Genomic DNA, 20,374 nt, shown 5'->3' with positions numbered 1-20,374 from the left:
GACACGCTGCTGCCGGATACAGTTTAACCTTTAGCGTCTGGTGTATTTTGTTTTGCCACAGACAGATGCTGTTTGAGTAAATCTTCTGGCGGTGGCGGTAATTGTAAATAATAGCCCTGCTCGGTTAACGCCTGTTTTACTTTTTCAAGATCGGCGTTCACCAGTTTCTTACGGCCATCAAGCGGTAAAATCATTGCCAGTTTCGGCTGACCAAAACCTTTCATCAGTTCTTCAGGAACACGAGAGAAATCGTCTTTTTTTTCGACATATAAATAGGTCTGGTCACGTTTGCTGCTTCGGTAGATCACACAAAACATATCTTTTACTCTGAATTCGCGGAATGGTGGCTTGCCTCAATATAATACTGACTATAACATGCCTTATAGTCTTCGGAATATCACCCCGCACTGGGGATGATACATAGCAAATTGAGTAAGGCCAGGATGTCAAACACGCCAATCGAGCTTAAAGGCAGTAGCTTCACCTTATCAGTGGTTCACTTACACAAAGCAGAACCCGAGGTTATTCGTCAGGCGTTGGAAGACAAAATCGCGCAGGCTCCTGCTTTTTTAAAACATGCTCCCGTGGTGATCAACGTCAGTGGCCTTGAAAGCCCGGTAAACTGGCCGGCGCTGCAGAAAGTTGTCGCGTCTACCGGTCTGCGCATTATCGGCGTTAGCGGCTGCAAAGATGCCAAACTGAAGGCAGAAATCGACGAAATGGGTCTTCCTTTACTGACTGAAGGTAAGGAAAAGGCGCTGCGCACTGCCGCCATTGCTGAACCCGCCCCTGCCGCACCAGTGCAAAACGTTACTCCCATCACAAAAACACGATTAATAAATGTCCCGGTTCGTTCCGGTCAGCGCATTTATGCACCACAATGTGATCTGATTGTTACAAGCCACGTCAGCGCGGGCGCAGAGCTGATTGCTGACGGTAATATTCACGTTTATGGCATGATGAGAGGCCGCGCACTGGCAGGTGCAGGCGGCGATCGGGAAGCGCAAATTTTTTGTACCCACCTGACGGCAGAACTGGTGTCTATCGCAGGTGTTTATTGGCTGAGTGATAAAATCCCGGCAGAATTTTATGGCAAAGCGGCGCGTCTGCAGTTAGCAGAGAACGCTTTGACAGTTCAACCGTTGAATTGATCCCTTTTTAACAAGGAATTTCTATGGCACGCATTATTGTTGTTACTTCGGGTAAAGGGGGCGTTGGCAAAACCACCTCCAGCGCGGCCATCGCTACAGGTTTGGCCCAGAAGGGAAAGAAAACTGTCGTTATTGATTTTGATATCGGCCTGCGTAACCTTGATTTGATCATGGGTTGCGAACGCCGCGTCGTTTACGACTTCGTCAACGTTATTCAGGGCGATGCGTCGTTAAATCAGGCGTTAATCAAAGATAAGCGTACTGAAAATCTCTTTATTCTTCCGGCCTCACAGACTCGCGATAAAGACGCGCTGACGCGTGAAGGCGTCGCAAAAGTTCTGGAAGACCTGAAATCGATGGACTTCGACTTCATCGTCTGCGACTCCCCGGCGGGTATTGAAACCGGCGCATTGATGGCATTGTATTTTGCCGATGAAGCGATCATTACCACCAACCCAGAAGTGTCCTCAGTACGCGACTCTGACCGTATTCTGGGCATTCTGGCGTCGAAATCTCGCCGCGCGGAAAATGGTGAAGATCCCATTAAAGAACACCTTCTGCTTACGCGCTACAACCCTGGTCGCGTAAACAGAGGCGACATGCTGAGCATGGAAGATGTGCTGGAAATTCTGCGAATCAAGCTGGTCGGCGTGATTCCGGAAGATCAGTCAGTCCTGCGCGCCTCTAACCAGGGTGAGCCGGTGATTCTCGACATCGAAGCTGATGCTGGCAAAGCCTATGCAGATACCGTAGACCGCCTGTTGGGAGAAGAACGTCCTTTCCGCTTCGTTGAAGAAGAGAAGAAAGGTTTCCTCAAACGCCTGTTCGGAGGATAAGTTATGGCATTACTGGATTTTTTTCTCTCGCGGAAAAAGAGCACAGCAAACATCGCTAAGGAACGCCTGCAGATCATTGTTGCAGAACGTCGTCGTAGTGACGCCGAACCGCATTATTTACCACAGTTGAGGAAAGATATTCTCGACGTTATCTGTAAGTATGTACAAATTGATCCTGAGATGGTCACCGTACAGCTTGAACAAAAGGATGGCGATATTTCTATTCTCGAACTTAACGTGACATTACCAGAAGCAGAAGAGTCGAAATAACCGCTTTTGTAAAACAGTCATGGTCGCAAAAAAGGCAGATTATTCTGCCTTTTTATTTTTCACCGTTATTCCAGCGTAAACGTCGGATACTTCTCATCAGATATTTCCGTAAAGCTGGGTACCATTCAAGTTCAGCACCCGGCTCTCGTTTTTGATCGCTTACTGCGGATATTCCAGCAGCAGTGCGTTCAGGCGCTCTGCCATTAACTCGCCACGCCAGCCGGTAATAAGCTCCGGCAAGGAAGACTTCGGCTTTAATTTCCAATGCCAGTTAAGCAACTGGTTAATCTGACGGCGGGAAGCCAGCAGCTCAACGCTGAGATTTTGTTCCGCGCTCACTTCTGCCACCAGCGCCTTAATAGCTTTGAAGGCTTTACGGTAGCCCGGCATATCCATCAAATTCAGCAGCGGTTCAGGTAATGATGCTTCCGGCAGGGCCTGCGCTTTTTCTACCAGAGAAATCAGCGTCTTGCCGTGGAAGCGAATTTCACTGCCAGAAAGACCGAGGCTGTCCAGTTCACCCAGACTTCCCGGCATATAACGGGCCACCGCCCACAGGTGTTCTTCACGCACCACGAAGTTCACCGCCAGATCGCGTTCACGCGCTTTACGCAGTCGCCAGTCGGCCAGTAACTGCAGGCAGGCAAGCTGGCGGGTACGCAGTTGCCAGGCGTTGGTAATGTCACGCCACGCGTCCTCAGGTGCCAGCACTTCCTGGCGACGCTGCTGCATGAGACGACATTCATCCAGCGCGGCCGGTAGCCAGCCAGAGGCATCGGTTTCAGCCATCAGTTTTGTGGTGATCGGTAATAAATACCAGACGTCCGCGGCGGCGTACTCGCACTGGCGTTCGGTCAGCGGTCGGGCCAGCCAGTCAGTGCGGGATTCGCTTTTGTCCAGCGCCACGCCCGTAAACTCTTCAACCATCGCGGCAAATCCCCACGACAGCGGGCGACCGCAAAACGCGGCCAGAATTTGAGTATCAATTAGCGGCTGCGGAAGTTCGCCAAAGGTGTTGAGAAACACTTCCAGATCTTCACTTCCCGCGTGCAGGAATTTGGTTATCGTGGTGTCACGCAGAATTTCGCGCAGTGGCGACCAGTCGGTGATCCCCAGCGGATCGATCAGAGCAACATGTTTGCCATCAAACAGCTGAATAAGCCCCAACTGCGGATAATAGGTACGCGTGCGAACAAATTCAGTATCCAGGGCAACCGCCGGAAACTCACGAACGGCTTCGCACAGCGTGGCCAACGCGTCGTCCGTGGTAATCATTTGGTAATTCAAATCGTGCTCTCTCAGTTTTGCGCCAAAAAAAACGCCGGATTAACCGGCGCTTTCTGATGACTGACTTAACGCTCAGCCTTTATTGTCCACTTTGCCACGGGCTTCGTCACGCAATTCTCGTCGCAAAATTTTTCCAACGTTAGATTTTGGCAACTCATCACGGAATTCCACCAGCTTCGGGACCTTATAGCCGGTCAACTGACGGCGACAGAAGGTGATCAGTGCTTCATCGGTAAGTGACGCGTCTTTCTTCACGACGAAAATCTTCACGGCTTCGCCACTGCTGCCCGATGGCACGCCCACCGCCGCCACTTCCTGGACGCCAGGATGTTGCATCACCACATCTTCAATTTCGTTAGGATAGACGTTAAAACCGGAAACCAGGATCATATCTTTTTTGCGATCGACGATACGCAAGAAGCCTTCGTCGTCCATCACCGCAATATCACCGGTGTGCAACCAACCGTCTTTAACAATTTCATCAGTCGCATCAGGGCGCTGCCAGTAACCCAACATCACCTGCGGGCCTTTCACGCACAGTTCACCCGGCTCGCCCGGCGGGACTTCATTATCGTCATCATCCACCAGTTTAACCTCGGTGGAGGGAACCGGCAGACCAATACTGCCGCTGTGATAGTCAATATCGTGCGGGTTGACGCTCACCAGCGGCGAACACTCGGTCAGGCCATAACCTTCCAGCAGATATTGTCCGGTCAGCTTCACCCAGCGTTCTGCAACCGCCTGCTGAACGGGCATACCGCCCCCCGCAGAAAGATGCAGCGTCGAAAAGTCCAGTTGCTGGAACTCTTTGTTATTCAACAAAGCGTTAAACAGCGTGTTAACGCCGGTCATGGCGGTAAACGGGTATTTCGCCAGCTCTTTCACCAGGCCCGGAATATCACGCGGGTTAGTGATAAGTACGTTTTGACCACCCAGTTCAATAAACAGCAGGCAGTTCATCGTCAAGGCAAAAATGTGATACAGCGGTAGTGCGGTTATCACCAGCTCTTTGCCCGGATGCAGCAACGGACCGTAGGTGGCATGGACCTGTTCAAGGTTAGCCAGCATATTGCGGTGCGTGAGCATTGCGCCTTTCGCCACGCCGGTAGTACCACCGGTGTATTGCAGGAACGCTAAATCCTCAGAGACCACTTCAGGCTTCACATACTGCATGCGATAACCGTTTTGCAGCGCGCTTCGAAATGAGATGGCATCAGGTAGGTGATACTTAGGTACCAGACGCTTGATGTACTTCACCACAAAGTTAACCAGCGTCCCTTTGGCGGTAGAAAGTTGATCGCCCATTCGCGTCAGGATTACATGCTGAACCGACGTTTTATCGACCACTTTCTCCAGCGTGTGGGCAAAGTTGGACACAATCACAATCGCTGTCGCGCCGCTGTCATTAAGCTGATGCTCCAGCTCACGCGGAGTGTATAAAGGGTTCACGTTTACCACGATCATTCCGGCACGCAGAATGCCGAACAGCGCCACAGGATACTGCAGCAGGTTCGGCATCATCAGCGCGACACGATCGCCCTTTTTCAGCCCCAACCCCTGTTGCAAATACGCCGCAAATGCCCGGCTACGCTCTTCAAGTTTGCGGAAGGTCATCACCTCCCCCATATTCACGAACGCGGGCTGATCGGCATAGCGCCTTACTGAATGTTCAAAGAGTTCCACCAGGGATTGATAACGGTCAGGATTGATCTCCGCGGGAACGCCTGCGGGATAACGGTTAAGCCAAACCTTTTTCAATACATCACCTCTAAAATGCGTATTCGTCGTCATCACAACCCCAGACAATAAACAAACCATTAACATAATATTAACTCAGCGTACCAGTTTGTTTATTACACAACGACAAGGTTGCGAAGCACGTCACTATTTATTTTTCTTATATCCACATGAATGCAGAAACAGCGGACACGCCGCTGCTTCTTTTACTAATAAATCAATGGGTTATTCTGTAACTATCGTCTGAACCTGTGCAGGACCCGGATTGTACCATCCCCATCCGCCGTAGCCACCGTAAGGCCAACCACGCGCACCGTAGAACCAGGGATCGATGGGCTGCGGAGGCATCACAATCTGCTGAGTAATATGCCAGCGTTTATAACCGGTTACCTGCATCAGCATGAACTTATACGGCGTACTGCCAATTTTACCGTCCACCGTGCCGCTAATCGGCCCTACGACGGTGACCAATTGTCCGCGGAAATCCACCGGATCGAGGAAACCGTTAACATCGGCATAAATTCGCCCGCGCGAAGCCTCACCCAGAATCGGACGCGCGCCGCTGTCGAGAGAAACGGTGGCAATCTCCAGTCGGGATTTCCCCTGCTGGTTCTGAATATCTACCACCTTGCCACCAAAGCGAGCTTCCTGCCCGACGTACAGTTGTGGCGCATTCATTACCCGCACCAGATCCTGTTGCGGCGTTGGGCTTGAACCTTTAATTGCATCAGGAATGGTGACGCAACCGCTTAGCGATACCGCCAATACGCCTGCCAGCACACCTTTCATTAATTGCTTTTGAACCGCCATGTGCGACTCCCTTTTCTTAGCGCCTGCCCCGACGCGCTTCAAACTGCTGCGCATTCATCGCGTTGAGCCAGTTTAAATTCATCGGGGGATGTACTACTAAGATTCATTCTTTACCGGGAAGTTTCTTCCACGCCACGGTGTTACGTAAATAAACCGGTTCAGCATGTTCAACCGCCACGGTTTTACCGGCTGCCAGCATTTGCACAGCGACAGGCAGCATATCTTCAGCCGCCGGAAGCAAAACATCGCCGTCACGGAGCGCCAGGCCACTGTCTTTACCGAGTTCAGGCCATGCAGGCCATCCCGTGCCGACCGTCACCCAGTCGCCGGAAAGCAGCAGCAGTCGCTCGTGAACCTGCTCAGGGGTTAGCACCGCTTCGGTGTCTTCACCGTGCCAGATGCCGTTTTCATCGCGCTGATATTCAGCCCAGTAGACTTCGCCCATGCGCGCATCAATTGCAGCCAGCACGCGCGTTGCGCCGTTTTTGCGCCAGGCTCCCTGCGCCATGGTCGCCAGCGTGGACACGCCGATCATCGGCAAGTTTGCACCTAACGCTAACCCCTGAGCAATACCAATACCAATACGCACGCCGGTGAAACTGCCGGGACCGCGCCCGAACGCCAGGGCGTCGATATCCGTTAATACGACATTGCCAGCGGTCAGGATATCCTGAACCATCGGCAGGATCCGTTGGGTATGTTCTCGTGGGCAAAGCTCAAAATGAGCGTTGATATTACCGTCATTCCACAGGGCAACAGAGCACGCTTCTGTGGCGGTATCGATAGCCAGAATTCGCATGAGTCTTCGTGATCAGATCAATAAATTTGGCGCGCATCTTACCACAGTCTGTAACAAATTACTCAGTCGTTGGTATGGCAAGGAAGCGAACCGCGCGGGCGATGTCACGTGTGCGAGGTGCCGGTGGCAGACTGGCAAGGAAGGTGGCACCGTAGGGCCGCATCACCAGTCGGTTATCACAAATCACCAGTACGCCGCGATCGTCCGCGTCGCGAATCAAGCGCCCCACCCCTTGTTTTAGTGTGATCACCGCATCCGGCAACTGGACTTCATCAAACGGATCCCCGCCGCGCAGACGACAGTCTTCCATCCGCGCTTTTAACAGCGGATCGTCCGGTGAGGTAAACGGCAGTTTGTCGATAATGACCAGCGACAGCGTGTCGCCACGCACGTCCACGCCTTCCCAGAAGCTGCTGGTCGCCACCAGCAAGGCATTCCCTGCGTTGACAAACTGTTGCAACAGCTGCCCTTTGCTGGTCTCCCCTTGCAACAAGACCGGAAGCGTCATGGTGGCACGAAACTGTTCCGCCAGGTCGCGCATCATCGCATGTGAAGTACACAGCATAAAGCAGCGGCCATTATTGGCTTCAATAATCGGTCGCAGCATGGCGGCCAGCTGGCGCGCCGCCCCCGGTTGGTTAGTTTGCGGGAGATTGCGCGGCACGCACAGCAGCGCCTGCCGTGTGTAGTCAAACGGGCTCGGTAGCAGCATCGACTCGGCATCTTCAATACCCAGTCGCGCGGTGAAATGATGGAGGTCATCGTTTACCGACAGCGTGGCGGAGGTAAAAATCCAGCAGCCCGGCTTTTGATCCATCACCTCTTTGAATTTATCCGCTACGGTGAGCGGCGTCAGCGCCAGCGTAAAATGCCGCGAGGTGCATTCATACCAGTAGCTGAATCCCGGCTGGTTGATCTCTTTCAGGCGCTTCAGCCGGGCGCGATACAGCGTGGCACGCTCAAACGCGGCATCCAGCAGCGCCGAACGTCCGAGCGACAGCTTCGCCACGTCGTAGCACAGTTCCAGTGTGTCATCGAGCAGCAGGAATGCCCGTTGAACGCGCTGATCTGCCAGCAGTTCACGCAGGTTGCCACGATAGCCCGGCTCGCCCAGCTGCAGGCGAAAATCCTGCGCGCTTTGCGCCAGACGGTCGGCGCATTTTTGCAGCTGCTGAGTGTCTTTTAGCTCGGTACGATAGGCAATGGTAATGTCTTTGGCCAGATCGAGCAGCTGTCGGCTGGAGAGCGACTGACCAAAATACTGGCTGGCGATATCCGGTAGCTGATGGGCTTCATCGAAGATCATCACGTCAGCCTCCGGGATTAGCTCACCGAATCCGCTCTCTTTCACCACCATATCGGCGAGAAACAGGTGATGGTTGACGACCACCACATCCGCATCCATGGCTTTTTTACGCGCCTTAACAACAAAGCAGTCTTTATACAGTGGGCAGTCGCTGCCCAGACAGTTGTCGTTGGTGCTGGTCACCAACGGCCAGGCGTGTGAGTCTTCCGCCACGCTAACGCAGGTGCTGATGTCGCCATCAACGGTTTGATTCGACCAGGAGCGCAGCAGGATCACGTCGCTTAAGGTTTGCACCGGCAGGTCACCGCCAGCCAGCGCCTGCTGCTCGAGACGTTCCAGACACAGATAGTTGGAGCGCCCTTTCAGTAGTGCCAGTTTGCCGGTAAATTTCAGCGCTGTTGCTACGGTAGGGAGGTCGCGGCTGTAGAGCTGATCCTGCAGTGCTTTCGAGCCCGTAGAAATGATGACTTTCTTGCCAGCGCGCAGTGCGGGCGCAAGGTAGGCATAGGTTTTCCCCGTACCGGTCCCGGCTTCTACGATAAGCGGCTGTGATTTTTCAATGGCATGCGCGACGGCGACGGCCATCTGTCGCTGTGGTTCACGCGGTTTAAAGCCCGGTATCGCTTTAGCCAACTGACCGTCTGCTGCAAAATCGTCCGTCACACTACCCCCTGTTCATTTGAACAGGGATTATGTCAGGCCAGCGGGTCTTTCGCCAGTTGAAGAGGTGACGAGGGCACAACATTATGGCAGTCTTGTCGCCAGCTGAAACCCATTAGTTAAAAACGTAAATGAGGAATAATTTATGACTATCGTGCGCATTGATGCCGAGGATCGTTGGTCTGACGTGGTTTGCCATAACAACACGTTGTATTACACCGGCGTACCGGAAAACCTGGACGCGGACGCGTTTGAACAAACGGCTAACACGCTGGCGCAAATTGATGCGGTGCTGGAAAAACAGGGTAGCAACAAGTCACGTATTCTTGACGCAACCATTTTTCTGACGGACAAAAGCGACTTTGCCGCCATGAATAAAGCCTGGGACGCGTGGGTCGTTGCCGGTCACGCGCCCGTGCGTTGCACCGTTCAGGCCGGGCTAATGAACCCAAAATACAAAGTAGAGATCAAGATTATCGCCGCGCTGTAACGGGCGTTACTCTTCGTCGTCCTCATCTTCAAAACGCGCCACGATCCGTTCGCCGGTATGAGTGGCGCGAATTTCAGCCGCGACCTGAGTGATCGCCTCCCCGCTGCTCATTCCCTGTGACATCAGTTCCTGAATGCGCTCGACCGCTTTTTGCTGCTGTTCATGACTGAGTGAAGGTAAACCTGCAAACATTGTTAACTCCTGCTAAATTGTCTGCGCTAATTATTTCATGCTACCGGGCAGTAAGCCAGTAAAGTAGTAACGAGTCAGGACTGATGAAGACGTTATCTCCCGCAGTAATTACATTACCCTGGCGTCAGGACGCCGCTGAACGCTATTTCTCGAGCTTAAGCCATCTGCCGTGGGCGATGCTGCTACATTCGGGCCACGCCGATCACCCGCATAATCGTTTTGACATTCTGGTCGCTGACCCTGTTATGACGCTGGTCACGCGCGGCGAAGACACCGTTGTTCATAACCAGGACGGAATTACGCACACGCCTGACGATCCGATGACGGTATTACGTACGGCGCTAACTTCACTGGCTTATCAGGCCGATTATAATCCCGATTTACCCTTCCAGGGAGGGGCGCTGGGCCTGTTTGGTTACGATTTAGGCCGACGTTTCGAAGCGCTGCCGAACGTTGCCGAACGTGATATCACCCTGCCGGACATGGCGGTTGGCATTTACGACTGGGCACTGATTGTCGACCACCAGCGACAAACCGTGTCGCTACTCAGCCATCGCGATGTGCAAGCCCGACGCCGCTGGCTGGAAAGCCGGCGCGCGCCAACGCGTAAACCCTTTACGTTAACGTCAGCATGGCAGTCGAATATGAGTCGCGCGCAGTACGGTGAAAAGTTCCGCCAGGTGCAGCGTTATCTGCACAGCGGCGACTGCTATCAGGTCAACCTTGCCCAGCGTTTCAAGGCGCAGTATCAGGGGGATGAGTGGCTCGCCTTTGTGCAACTCAATCACGCCAACCGCGCCCCGTTCAGTGCGTTTATCCGCCTCGAGGAAGGTGCGATTCTCAGCCTGTCACCGGAGCGCTTTATTCAGTTAGAAAACCAGCAGATCCAGACGCGCCCCATAAAGGGTACTCTGCCGCGACTCGACTGCCCTGAGGCCGATCGCCTGCAGGCACAAACGCTGGCAAATTCTACGAAAGATCGTGCAGAAAACCTGATGATCGTGGACCTGATGCGTAACGACATTGGCCGCGTCGCCGTACCGGGATCGGTCAAGGTTCCCGAATTGTTTGTGGTCGAGCCCTTCCCTGCCGTGCATCACCTGGTCAGCACCATTACCGCCCGTTTGCCGGAATCGCTGCACGCCACGGATCTGCTACGCGCAGCCTTCCCTGGCGGCTCCATTACCGGTGCGCCAAAGGTCCGGGCCATGGAAATTATTGATGAGCTGGAGCCGCACAGACGTAACGCCTGGTGCGGCAGCGTGGGATATCTGAGTTTTTGCGGCAATATGGATACCAGCATCACCATTCGCACGCTTACCGCCACAAACGGACAGCTTTACTGTTCTGCTGGCGGTGGCATTGTTGCGGACAGTCAGGAAGACGCGGAGTATCAGGAAACGTTTGATAAAGTGAACCGTATTTTGCACCAACTGGAGAACTGAACCGTGGAAAACAGCAGCCTGACGCTTGATGATTTTTTATCGCGCTTTCTACTCCTGCGCCCGCAGGTCAATCATGAAGCGTTAAACCAGCGCCAGGCCGCCGTGCTGATCCCCGTTGTTCGACGCCCGCAGCCAGGATTGCTGTTAACCCAACGTTCCGTGCATTTGCGTAAACACGCCGGACAGGTCGCCTTCCCGGGCGGTGCCGTGGACAGCAGCGACGCATCGCTGATTGCCGCCGCGCTGCGAGAAGCCGAGGAAGAAGTCGCCATTCCACCGTCGTGCGTTGAGGTCATTGGCGTTTTGCCACCGGTTGATAGCGTCACCGGATTTCAGGTCACGCCGGTAGTCGGTATTATTCCGCCCAATCTGCCGTATCGAGCAAGTGAAGATGAAGTCTCTGCGGTGTTCGAAATGCCGCTGGCACAGGCGTTGCATTTGGGTCGTTATCACCCATTAGATATTTACCGTCGGGGTGACTCGCACCGCGTCTGGCTTTCGTGGTATGAGCAATATTTCGTCTGGGGAATGACCGCCGGAATAATTCGTGAGCTGGCGCTGCAAATTGGCGTCAAGCCCTGACTATACTTATCTTTACGCATATCACAGACAACTTGAAACTCAGGTCACAACATTAGTAAAACCGCGGTTATCTATTAGTTTAATTCATGTGAATAGTTAAGCCGATCGCCGCGTTCCCTCTTACACTATGCGCAGTTATAACATCGTTACTGGAAAGCCCAGTCGCCCTGTAGGAGTATTATCGTGATTAGTCTATTCGACATGTTTAAGGTGGGGATCGGTCCCTCATCTTCCCATACCGTAGGGCCTATGAAGGCGGGTAAACAGTTCGTCGATGACCTGGTCGAAAAAGGATTACTGGACAGCGTTACTCGTGTTGCCGTCGACGTATATGGTTCACTGTCGCTCACGGGTAAAGGTCACCACACCGATATCGCCATTATTATGGGTCTGGCGGGCAATGAGCCTGCTACCGTGGACATCGACAGCATTCCCGGATTTATCCGCGATGTCGAAACGCGTGGACGCCTGCTGCTTGCGCAGGGTCAGCGCGAAGTCGATTTCCCGCAGAATGACGGCATGCGTTTTCGCGACGGCAACCTGTCGCTGCATGAAAACGGTATGCAAATTCACGCGTTCAACGGTGAAACCGTTATTTACAGCAAAACGTATTATTCCATTGGCGGTGGTTTCATCGTTGATGAAGAACATTTTGGTCAGGATGCCGCGAATGAGGTCAGCGTGCCTTATCCGTTCAAATCCGCCGCTGAAATGCTGGAATACTGCAACAGCACGGGCCTGTCGCTCTCTGGCATGGTGATGCAGAACGAACTTGCGCTGCACAGCAAAGAAGAGATTGAGGCGTACTTTGGCAACGTCTGGCAAACCATGCAGGCTTGTATCGACCGTGGGATGAACACCGAAGGCATTCTGCCTGGCCCGCTGCGCGTGCCTCGTCGTGCCTCTGCCCTGCGCCGTATGCTGGTCTCCAGCGACAAACTCTCCAACGATCCGATGAACGTGATTGACTGGGTGAACATGTTCGCGCTGGCCGTGAACGAAGAGAACGCCGCAGGTGGTCGCGTAGTCACAGCGCCAACCAACGGTGCTTGCGGTATCGTGCCTGCGGTTCTGGCTTATTACGATCATTTCATTGAGCCCGTCAGCCCGGATATCTATATCCGTTATTTCCTGGCAGCCGGTGCGATTGGCGCGCTGTACAAAATGAATGCCTCGATCTCTGGCGCTGAAGTAGGCTGTCAGGGTGAAGTGGGTGTGGCATGTTCCATGGCCGCTGCAGGCCTGGCAGAGCTGCTGGGCGCAAGCCCGGAGCAGGTATGTGTGGCAGCCGAAATCGGTATGGAACACAACCTTGGCCTAACCTGCGACCCGGTTGCCGGACAGGTACAGGTGCCATGTATTGAGCGTAACGCGATTGCCTCCGTTAAAGCGATCAACGCGGCACGGATGGCCATGCGTCGTACCAGTGCCCCACGCGTCTCGCTGGATAAAGTCATCGAAACCATGTACGAAACCGGCAAGGACATGAACGCCAAGTACCGCGAAACCTCACGCGGCGGCCTGGCAATTAAAGTTCAGTGTGACTAATACTTAATTTTCGCCCATCTGCGACGGATGGGCGAATTTACTTCCTCACCCTCGTCTACTGTAATTTTCCCCACTACACTTGCTCTGTTGCTGTTGGCTTCTGTGACCAACGGCTTATCGGGCGGCCCGCATGCAAACAGCACAACGGATCATCAAAAACTATCGCCGTAATCGCTTAATCGTCTGCACTGTTTGTGCACTACTGACGCTCATTATTACATTATCTGTCCGATTTATTTCGGAGCGTAATTTAAATCATCATTACACCGTTACGTTCGCCAACCATGCCGTAGAAGAGCTGGATGAGATCCTGCTCCCGCTGCAAACCGGACGCGATGTACTGTTACCGTTAATCGGCCTGCCCTGCTCCGTGGCGCGTTTACCCCTGAGTAAACATGCCGCCAGACTGCAAACCGTACGTTCTGTTAACCTTGTTCAGGACGGCATCCTCTATTGTTCAAGTATCTTTGGCTATCGCAATGTGCCAATCCAGCAACTGCAACCTGAATTGCCCAGCCGGGAGCCGCAGCTGTTGCTGTCCACCGATCATTCGCTGATTAAAGGCAGTCCTATTCTGACGCAGTGGTATCCGTCGTCTGCCAATGGCGAAGATGGGGTGCTGGAAATCGTCAATATTGAATTATTGGCGAGCATGCTGCTTGAACCGCAGCCCCCGCAAATTACCAATGCCAGCCTATCCTTCGGGAAACGGCATCTGCTTTACGGACAAGGCGTCGTCGACAAACTACCGGAGACTGATGATGAACAACGCTACCAGCTTTCATCACAACATTTTCCCTTTGCCGTTAGCGTCAGCGGGCCAGGGGCCAGCGAGCTGGCGTTAAAACACCTGCCCACGCAGCTACCGTTAGCGGTGATGCTCAGTCTGTTGGTCGGGTATCTGGCATGGCTGGCTACCGCTAACAGAATGAGTTTTTCCTGGGAAATCAATCTGGCCCTCGCTGAACGGGAGTTTGAGCTATTTTGTCAGCCATTGTTAAATGCCAGTACTCAGCAGTGCACGGGCGTTGAAATTCTCTTACGCTGGAACAACCCGCGTCAGGGATGGATTTCACCTGAAGTGTTCATCCCGATTGCTGAAGAACACAACCTGATTGTGCCCCTGACCCGTCACGTCATTGCAGAAACTATTCAGCAACGACATGTTTTCCCGATGAGCAGCCAGTTCCATATTGGTATCAACGTCGCCGCCAGCCATTTTCGCGATGGAATGCTGTTAAAAGACCTTAATCAATATTGGTTCAGCCAGCATCCCATTCAGCAACTGGTTATTGAACTGACCGAGCGTGATGCGCTTCTTGATGTCGATTATCGGCTGGTGCATGAACTCCACCATCTGGGGGTAAAACTGGCCATCGACGATTTTGGTACCGGCAACAGCTCGCTCTCGTGGCTGGAAAAATTACGCCCGGATGTCCTGAAGATTGATAAATCATTCACCTCTGCTATCGGTACTGACGCCGTCAATTCGACCGTCACCGATATCATCATCGCATTGGGGAAAAAACTGAATATAGAGTTGGTCGCTGAAGGGGTTGAAACGCAGGCACAGGCACAGCATTTGCGCCGACATGGCGTACATATGTTGCAGGGATTTCTCTATGCCAGGCCGATGCCATTGCGTGATTTTCCAAAATGGCTGGCGGGCAGTACACCACCACCCGCCCGGCATAATGGGCATATCATGCCCATTTTACCGTTTCGTTAGGCCAGATTATTCGTCTTCGTGGTAAGCAGATTGCTCTTTAACAATGCGAACGAGATCCACACGATAATCGTTAGCTTCGACAATGGTGATGCTCAGCGGTGCAACCTCGATCACATCCCCAACGCGCGGGATATGGCCGTTCGCCGCAATAACCAGCCCCGCCACCGTCGCGATGTCTTCGTCTTCATCGACCAGCGTATCAACATCCAGCGCCTGCTGCAGAGCATGCAGATCGGTACCGCCTTTTACCAGCCAGCCGCCCGCATCGGCGATGATTTCCGGGGTTTCATCGGCGTCCGGGAATTCACCAGCGATGGCTTCTAACACATCCAACGGCGTGACCAGCCCCTGGACGACGCCGAATTCGTTGGTGACGATGACAAAACTACCGCGAGCTCGACGCAATACACCCAGCAGATTAATCGGATCCAGCGTTTCAGGGACAACGATAGCCGGTGACGCAGAGGCAATGGCCACCACATCCACGCCGTCTTCGAGGGCCACCAACAGCTCTTTAGCCCGCACGATACCGATAATTTCGTCAAGTTCACCGCGACACACTGGGAACAAACTGTGTGGTGAAGAGAGCAACTGCTCACGAATTTCTGCCACGCTCAGATCCGCATCCACCCAACTGATTTCACCACGCGGCGTCATAATGCCGCGCAAAGATCGTGAGGCCAGCGACAGCACGCCGTTGATCATATAGCGTTCTTCTTCAACAAACGCCCCTTCCGGAACAGGTACCGGCACCGGGTTGTCGGACTCTACCTGCATACCGGTCTGACGTTTACCGCCCATCAGGCGCACAATGGCGTCGGCGGTGCGTGCGCGCAGCGGCAGCGTCGACTGGTGGCGAATAAAGTTACGACGGGCAATCTGGTTAAACAGTTCAATAATAATCGAGAAGCCAATGGCAGCGTACAGATAGCCTTTCGGAATGTGGAAGCCAAACCCTTCGGCGACCAGGCTCAAACCGATCATCAACAGGAAGCTCAGACACAGCACCACAACCGTCGGATGTTGGTTCACGAATCGCGTCAGCGGCTTGGACGCCAGCAGCATCACCGCCATCGCAATCACAACCGCCGCCATCATCACCGGCAAATGGTTCACCATCCCGACGGCAGTGATCACCGCATCCAGAGAGAACACCGCATCAAGGATCACAATCTGCGTCACGACAACCCAGAAACTCGCATAGCCTTTTGACTGACCGGTATCATGTTCACGGTTTTCCAGCCGCTCATGCAGCTCGGTGGTGGCCTTGAACAGCAGGAAGATCCCCCCCAGCAGCATAATCAAGTCACGCCCCGAGAATGAATATTCCATCACCGTGAACAGCGGTTTCGTCAGCGTAACCATCCACGAGATAACAGACAGCAGTGCCAGACGCATAACCAGCGCCAGTGACAAACCGATCAGACGCGCTTTATCTCGCTGTTTTGGCGGCAGCTTATCGGCCAGAATCGCAATAAAGACCAGGTTATCAATACCCAGCACAATTTCGAGAACAACAAGCGTGAGCAAACCCACCCAAATCTGCGGGTCCATTAAGAGTTCCATGACAAGCTCCTGCTTAAAGAATGGCTAAACTGCGCCCTGGACATCTCAGGCGTTAAAGCAATATGCAGATAGAGTTTGTGGCAAAAAGTGCCAAACTGACAGGCGCGAAGCGACCTAAAGGTGAAATGACGTCGGTGACGATCCATACGGTGGGCTACTGCCCTATACTCCTGAATAATTAAACATATGCTAAACATAACAGAGACAACCGGTTTTTAGCAAAGATTTACCTTCCTTTGCAATAAGTTGTTTCGGAGATATTTTACCCTTCGAAATTTCTTTTAATCGGAAGTTAAATTACGGATCTTCATCACATAAAATATTTTTTTCGATATCTAAAATAATTCACGAAAATCATAGGTTTTCCATTGTAACCCTTATCTGAATCGATTCGATTGCGGACGGCGATTCAAAATACATCTCTCATATCGATGTGTTAACGATAATAAAGGAGGTAGCAAGTGACCATTGCTATTGTAATAGGCACACATGGTTGGGCTGCAGAGCAGTTACTTAAGACAGCAGAGATGCTGTTAGGCGAGCAGGAAAATGTCGGCTGGATCGATTTCGTTCCAGGCGAAAATGCCGAAACGCTGATCGAAAAGTACAACGCTCAGTTGGCAAAACTCGACACCAGTAAAGGCGTGCTGTTTCTCGTTGATACATGGGGAGGCAGCCCGTTCAACGCTGCGAGCCGCATTGTCGTCGACAAAGAGCATTACGAAGTAATCGCTGGCGTGAACATTCCCATGCTGGTCGAAACCTTCATGGCGCGTGATGACAACCCAAGCTTTGATGAATTAGTCGCACTGGCAGTTGAAACCGGTAGCGAAGGCGTGAAAGCGCTGAAAGCAAAACCGGTTGAGAAAGCCACCCCTGCCCCAGTTGCAGCAGTAAAAGCAGCGGCGCCAGCTAAACCGATGGGCCCGAACGATTATATGCAGATCGGCCTGGCGCGTATTGATGACCGCTTAATCCACGGTCAGGTAGCAACGCGCTGGACCAAAGAGACCAACGTGACCCGCATTATCGTCGTCAGCGATGAAGTTGCCGCAGATACCGTGCGCAAAACGCTGCTGACTCAGGTTGCGCCCCCGGGTGTAACGGCGCACGTGGTTGATGTCGCGAAAATGATCCGCGTCTACAACAACCCGAAATATGCAGGCGATCGCGTGATGCTGCTGTTCACTAACCCGACCGATGTCGAACGTGTCGTGGAAGGTGGCGTGAAAATCACTTCGGTAAACATTGGTGGCATGGCTTTCCGTCAGGGTAAAACGCAGGTTAACAACGCGATTTCCGTTGATGAAAAAGACATCGAAGCCTTCAAGAAACTCAACGCACGTGGCATTGAACTCGAAGCCCGTAAGGTTTCTACCGATCAGAAACTGAAAATGATGGATTTGATTGCCAAGGCGAAATAATTACCTGGCATTTACTTAGTTTTCACACTTAAGTCTGTATAGCAATAGGAGAAGTACAATGGAGATTACCACTCTTCAGATTGTGCTGGTGTTCATCGTCGCATGTATCGCGGGTATGGAGTCGGTACTCGATGAATTTCAGTTCCACCGCCCGCTGGTGGCCTGTACGCTGATTGGCGCCGTTCTCGGGGACATGAAAACCGGTATCATCATCGGTGGTACCCTGGAAATGATCGCCCTGGGCTGGATGAACATCGGTGCTGCCGTTGCACCGGATGCCGCACTGGCCTCAATTATTTCTACCGTTCTGGTTATCGCGGGTCACCAAAGCATCGGTGCCGGCATCGCGCTGGCTATCCCGCTGGCAGCAGCAGGCCAGGTTCTGACCATCATCGTTCGTACCATTACCGTTGCCTTCCAGCACGCTGCAGATAAGGCAGCTGAGAGCGGCAACCTGACGGCGCTCTCCTGGCTGCATGTGTCCTCGCTGTTCCTGCAGGCAATGCGTATCGCGATCCCTGCGGTTATCGTGGCAATTTCTGTCGGTACCAGTGAAGTCCAGGGCCTGCTGAACGCGATCCCTGAAGTGGTCACCGGCGGTCTGAACATCGCAGGCGGCATGATCGTCGTCGTGGGTTATGCGATGGTCATCAACATGATGCGCGCAGGCTACCTGATGCCGTTCTTCTACCTCGGCTTCGTCACCGCGGCATTTACTAACTTCAACCTGGTTGCACTGGGTGTGATCGGCGCAGTAATGGCCATCCTCTACATTCAGTTGAGCCCGAAATATAACCGCGTAGCGGGTGCGCCAGCGCAAGCTGCTGGCAACAATGACCTTGATAACGAACTGGACTAGCAGGTGAGCGAAATGGTTGATATGACTAAAACTACCACCGAGAAAAAACTCACTCCGAGTGATATTCGTGGCGTGTTCATTCGTTCTAACCTGTTTCAGGGTTCATGGAACTTCGAACGTATGCAGGCGCTGGGTTTTTGCTTCTCCATGGTACCGGCAATCCGCCGCCTGTACCCGGAGAACAATGACGCACGTAAGCAAGCTATTAAGCGTCACCTGGAATTCTTTAACACCCATCCTTACGTTGCGGCACCGGTTCTCGGCGTAACGCTGGCGATGGAAGAACAGCGTGCTAACGGCGCAGAGATTGACGATGGTGCCATCAACGGTATCAAAGTCGGTCTGATGGGACCGCTGGCAGGCGTGGGCGACCCAATCTTCTGGGGTACCGTACGTCCAGTATTTGCCGCACTCGGCGCAGGTATCGCGATGAGCGGCAGCCTGCTGGGGCCGCTGCTGTTCTTCATCTTGTTTAACATGGTCCGTCTGGCTACGCGTTACTACGGCGTGGCGTACGGTTACCGTAAAGGTGTCGATATCGTTAAAGATATGGGCGGCGGCTTCCTGCAGAAACTGACTGAGGGGGCGTCAATCCTCGGCCTGTTTGTCATGGGGGCCCTGGTGAACAAGTGGACGCACGTGAACATCCCGCTGGTGGTTTCCACCATCACCGGTCAGGATGGCCAAACGCGTGTGACCACCGTGCAGACTATCCTTGACCAGCTGATGCCTGGCCTGGTACCTCTGCTGCTGACATTCGCCTGTATGTGGCTGTTGCGTAAGAAAGTAAACGCCCTGTGGATTATCGTTGGCTTCTTCGTCATCGGTATCGCAGGTTACGCTGTCGGCCTGCTCGGCCTGTAAGACTGCTATACAACGCCGGGGGCCCTGCTCCCGGTTTTTCTATTTAGAAGGTTGAGGATTCATGACTATCACGGACCTGGTGCTGGTTCTTTTTATCCTGTCGCTACTGGCGTTTGCCATCTACGATCAGTTCATCATGCCCCGCCGTAATGGCCCTACTCTGCTTGCCGTTCCCCTGCTGCCTCGCAGCCGCGTCGATAGCGTTATCTTCATTGGGTTAATCGCGATCCTTATCTACAACAACGTCACCAGCCATGGAGCACAATTCACCACATGGTTATTATGTGCGCTGGTGTTGATGGGGATATATCTTTTCTGGATCCGCACGCCAAAAATCATCTTTAAACAAAAAGGTTTTTTCTTCGCCAATGTTTGGGTGGAATATAGCCGGATTAAAGAGATGAATTTATCTGAAGACGGCGTACTGGTGATGCAATTAGAACATCGGCGATTGCTTATCCGCGTGCGAAATATAGACGACCTTGAGAGGATATATAAACTCCTCATATCAAATCAATAAGTTACAATCATAGCCTGGGCTATAATTTTTGTATATTGACGTAAAAAAGACATAGCACAGGCTATATTCCCGCCCTCTATTTGTTATTTAATTTAACGTTTTATCGATAATTAGATCTAAATGAAAATCGTTTTCAATTAGAAGTCAAATAATATTTCCGCGTTTCTTGTTTTATATTCTCAAATTATGTTAAGGTTGCGTCCGTCATTGGGGAGTAGCCGATTTCCAGACTCCGGAAATGTACGTGTCAACATACTCGTCGCAAGACGTGGCGCGTACGGACTGTAAACATACAGTCA

21 protein-coding genes and 1 riboswitch are annotated in these 20,374 nt (G+C 52.7%); of the genes, 12 read left to right on the top strand and 9 right to left on the bottom strand.

Features of this window, described 5'->3' with window-relative positions; genetic code table 11:
• Window positions 1-23 precede the first annotated feature (23 nt).
• On the bottom strand, window positions 24-317 hold the full coding sequence (locus JQ822_RS05055; RefSeq protein WP_213132527.1) for a YcgL domain-containing protein: 294 nt from the start codon (window positions 315-317) through the stop codon (window positions 24-26).
• 126 nt (window positions 318-443) lie between these two features.
• Here JQ822_RS05055 and minC point away from each other — a divergent pair, with 126 nt between their 5' ends.
• From minC to minE, 3 genes are read left to right on the top strand one after another with little or no spacing between them, the layout of a single operon-like run.
• Window positions 444-1,151, top strand: a complete 708-nt coding sequence (gene minC / locus JQ822_RS05050; protein ID WP_213132526.1) for a septum site-determining protein MinC — start codon at window positions 444-446, stop codon at window positions 1,149-1,151.
• A gap of 23 nt (window positions 1,152-1,174) precedes the next feature.
• Entirely contained in the window at window positions 1,175-1,987 is an 813-nt protein-coding gene (minD, locus tag JQ822_RS05045) for a septum site-determining protein MinD (protein WP_213132525.1), read from the top strand.
• A gap of 3 nt (window positions 1,988-1,990) precedes the next feature.
• Window positions 1,991-2,257, top strand: coding sequence for a cell division topological specificity factor MinE (gene minE / locus JQ822_RS05040; RefSeq protein WP_003833739.1), 267 nt, complete (start codon window positions 1,991-1,993; stop codon window positions 2,255-2,257).
• 159 nt (window positions 2,258-2,416) lie between these two features.
• On the opposite strand, the gene rnd is transcribed toward minE, so the two are convergent.
• The 5 genes from rnd to JQ822_RS05015 form a co-directional block, all read right to left on the bottom strand.
• Window positions 2,417-3,532, bottom strand: a complete 1,116-nt coding sequence (gene rnd / locus JQ822_RS05035; protein WP_213132524.1) for a ribonuclease D — start codon at window positions 3,530-3,532, stop codon at window positions 2,417-2,419.
• An 84-nt stretch (window positions 3,533-3,616) separates the two neighbouring features.
• On the bottom strand, window positions 3,617-5,302 hold the full coding sequence (fadD, locus tag JQ822_RS05030) for a long-chain-fatty-acid--CoA ligase FadD (protein WP_213132523.1): 1,686 nt from the start codon (window positions 5,300-5,302) through the stop codon (window positions 3,617-3,619).
• A gap of 204 nt (window positions 5,303-5,506) precedes the next feature.
• Window positions 5,507-6,091 (bottom strand): Slp family lipoprotein, encoded by a 585-nt coding sequence (locus JQ822_RS05025; protein ID WP_213132522.1) that lies wholly within the window; start codon window positions 6,089-6,091, stop codon window positions 5,507-5,509.
• A gap of 103 nt (window positions 6,092-6,194) precedes the next feature.
• Window positions 6,195-6,890, bottom strand: coding sequence for a tRNA (adenosine(37)-N6)-threonylcarbamoyltransferase complex dimerization subunit type 1 TsaB (gene tsaB / locus JQ822_RS05020; RefSeq protein WP_213132521.1), 696 nt, complete (start codon window positions 6,888-6,890; stop codon window positions 6,195-6,197).
• Window positions 6,891-6,948: 58 nt separating this feature from the next.
• Window positions 6,949-8,859 (bottom strand): ATP-dependent DNA helicase, encoded by a 1,911-nt coding sequence (locus JQ822_RS05015; RefSeq protein WP_213132520.1) that lies wholly within the window; start codon window positions 8,857-8,859, stop codon window positions 6,949-6,951.
• 142 nt (window positions 8,860-9,001) lie between these two features.
• Between JQ822_RS05015 and JQ822_RS05010 the strand changes: the two genes are divergently transcribed.
• Entirely contained in the window at window positions 9,002-9,346 is a 345-nt protein-coding gene (locus tag JQ822_RS05010) for a RidA family protein (RefSeq protein WP_213132519.1), read from the top strand.
• A gap of 6 nt (window positions 9,347-9,352) precedes the next feature.
• Here the strand turns inward: JQ822_RS05010 and JQ822_RS05005 are convergent, their stop codons facing one another.
• Entirely contained in the window at window positions 9,353-9,538 is a 186-nt protein-coding gene (locus JQ822_RS05005) for a YoaH family protein (protein ID WP_213132518.1), read from the bottom strand.
• A gap of 83 nt (window positions 9,539-9,621) precedes the next feature.
• On the opposite strand from JQ822_RS05005, the gene pabB reads away from it, so the two are divergent.
• The 4 genes from pabB to JQ822_RS04985 all read left to right on the top strand — a co-directional run bounded on the left by pabB (window position 9,622) and on the right by JQ822_RS04985 (window position 14,842).
• The gene (gene pabB, locus JQ822_RS05000; RefSeq protein ID WP_213132517.1) at window positions 9,622-10,983 is read left to right on the top strand and encodes an aminodeoxychorismate synthase component 1; all 1,362 of its coding nucleotides are present in this window, start codon (window positions 9,622-9,624) and stop codon (window positions 10,981-10,983) included.
• 3 nt (window positions 10,984-10,986) lie between these two features.
• A complete protein-coding gene (locus JQ822_RS04995; RefSeq protein WP_213132516.1) occupies window positions 10,987-11,565 on the top strand; it encodes a CoA pyrophosphatase in 579 nt (192 codons plus the stop codon).
• Between the two features lie 183 nt (window positions 11,566-11,748).
• Window positions 11,749-13,113, top strand: a complete 1,365-nt coding sequence (sdaA, locus tag JQ822_RS04990; RefSeq protein ID WP_213132515.1) for an L-serine ammonia-lyase — start codon at window positions 11,749-11,751, stop codon at window positions 13,111-13,113.
• Between the two features lie 130 nt (window positions 13,114-13,243).
• Complete coding sequence (locus JQ822_RS04985) at window positions 13,244-14,842, top strand: EAL domain-containing protein (RefSeq protein WP_213132514.1); 1,599 nt, start codon at window positions 13,244-13,246, stop codon at window positions 14,840-14,842.
• Between the two features lie 6 nt (window positions 14,843-14,848).
• Here JQ822_RS04985 and yoaE read toward each other — a convergent pair whose 3' ends face one another.
• Together yoaE and JQ822_RS24590 are read right to left on the bottom strand one after the other, a co-directional pair.
• Window positions 14,849-16,408, bottom strand: coding sequence for a CNNM family cation transport protein YoaE (yoaE, locus tag JQ822_RS04980; RefSeq protein ID WP_213132513.1), 1,560 nt, complete (start codon window positions 16,406-16,408; stop codon window positions 14,849-14,851).
• Window positions 16,396-16,554, bottom strand: coding sequence for a protein YoaL (locus JQ822_RS24590; RefSeq protein WP_446714999.1), 159 nt, complete (start codon window positions 16,552-16,554; stop codon window positions 16,396-16,398). Before JQ822_RS24590 ends, yoaE begins: the two co-directional genes overlap by 13 nt.
• A 315-nt stretch (window positions 16,555-16,869) precedes the next feature.
• On the opposite strand from JQ822_RS24590, the gene manX reads away from it, so the two are divergent.
• The 4 genes from manX to JQ822_RS04960 all read left to right on the top strand — a co-directional run bounded on the left by manX (window position 16,870) and on the right by JQ822_RS04960 (window position 20,075).
• Window positions 16,870-17,832 (top strand): PTS mannose transporter subunit IIAB, encoded by a 963-nt coding sequence (gene manX / locus JQ822_RS04975; RefSeq protein WP_213132512.1) that lies wholly within the window; start codon window positions 16,870-16,872, stop codon window positions 17,830-17,832.
• 58 nt (window positions 17,833-17,890) lie between these two features.
• Window positions 17,891-18,691, top strand: coding sequence for a PTS mannose/fructose/sorbose transporter subunit IIC (locus JQ822_RS04970; RefSeq protein ID WP_096756709.1), 801 nt, complete (start codon window positions 17,891-17,893; stop codon window positions 18,689-18,691).
• Between the two features lie 12 nt (window positions 18,692-18,703).
• Window positions 18,704-19,555 carry a PTS mannose transporter subunit IID gene (locus JQ822_RS04965; RefSeq protein WP_135322164.1) on the top strand — a complete coding sequence of 284 codons (852 nt, stop codon included), beginning with the start codon at window positions 18,704-18,706 and terminating at the stop codon, window positions 19,553-19,555.
• A 61-nt stretch (window positions 19,556-19,616) separates the two neighbouring features.
• A complete protein-coding gene (locus JQ822_RS04960; RefSeq protein ID WP_096756707.1) occupies window positions 19,617-20,075 on the top strand; it encodes a DUF986 family protein in 459 nt (152 codons plus the stop codon).
• Window positions 20,076-20,272: 197 nt separating this feature from the next.
• Window positions 20,273-20,373, top strand: a riboswitch (yybP-ykoY riboswitch).
• Window position 20,374: the final 1 nt, after the last annotated feature.

It is taken from the genome of Citrobacter sp. FP75 (assembly GCF_018342065.1).
Lineage (GTDB): Bacteria > Pseudomonadota > Gammaproteobacteria > Enterobacterales > Enterobacteriaceae > Citrobacter.
This window is presented reverse-complemented; position numbering and strand designations above follow the sequence as displayed.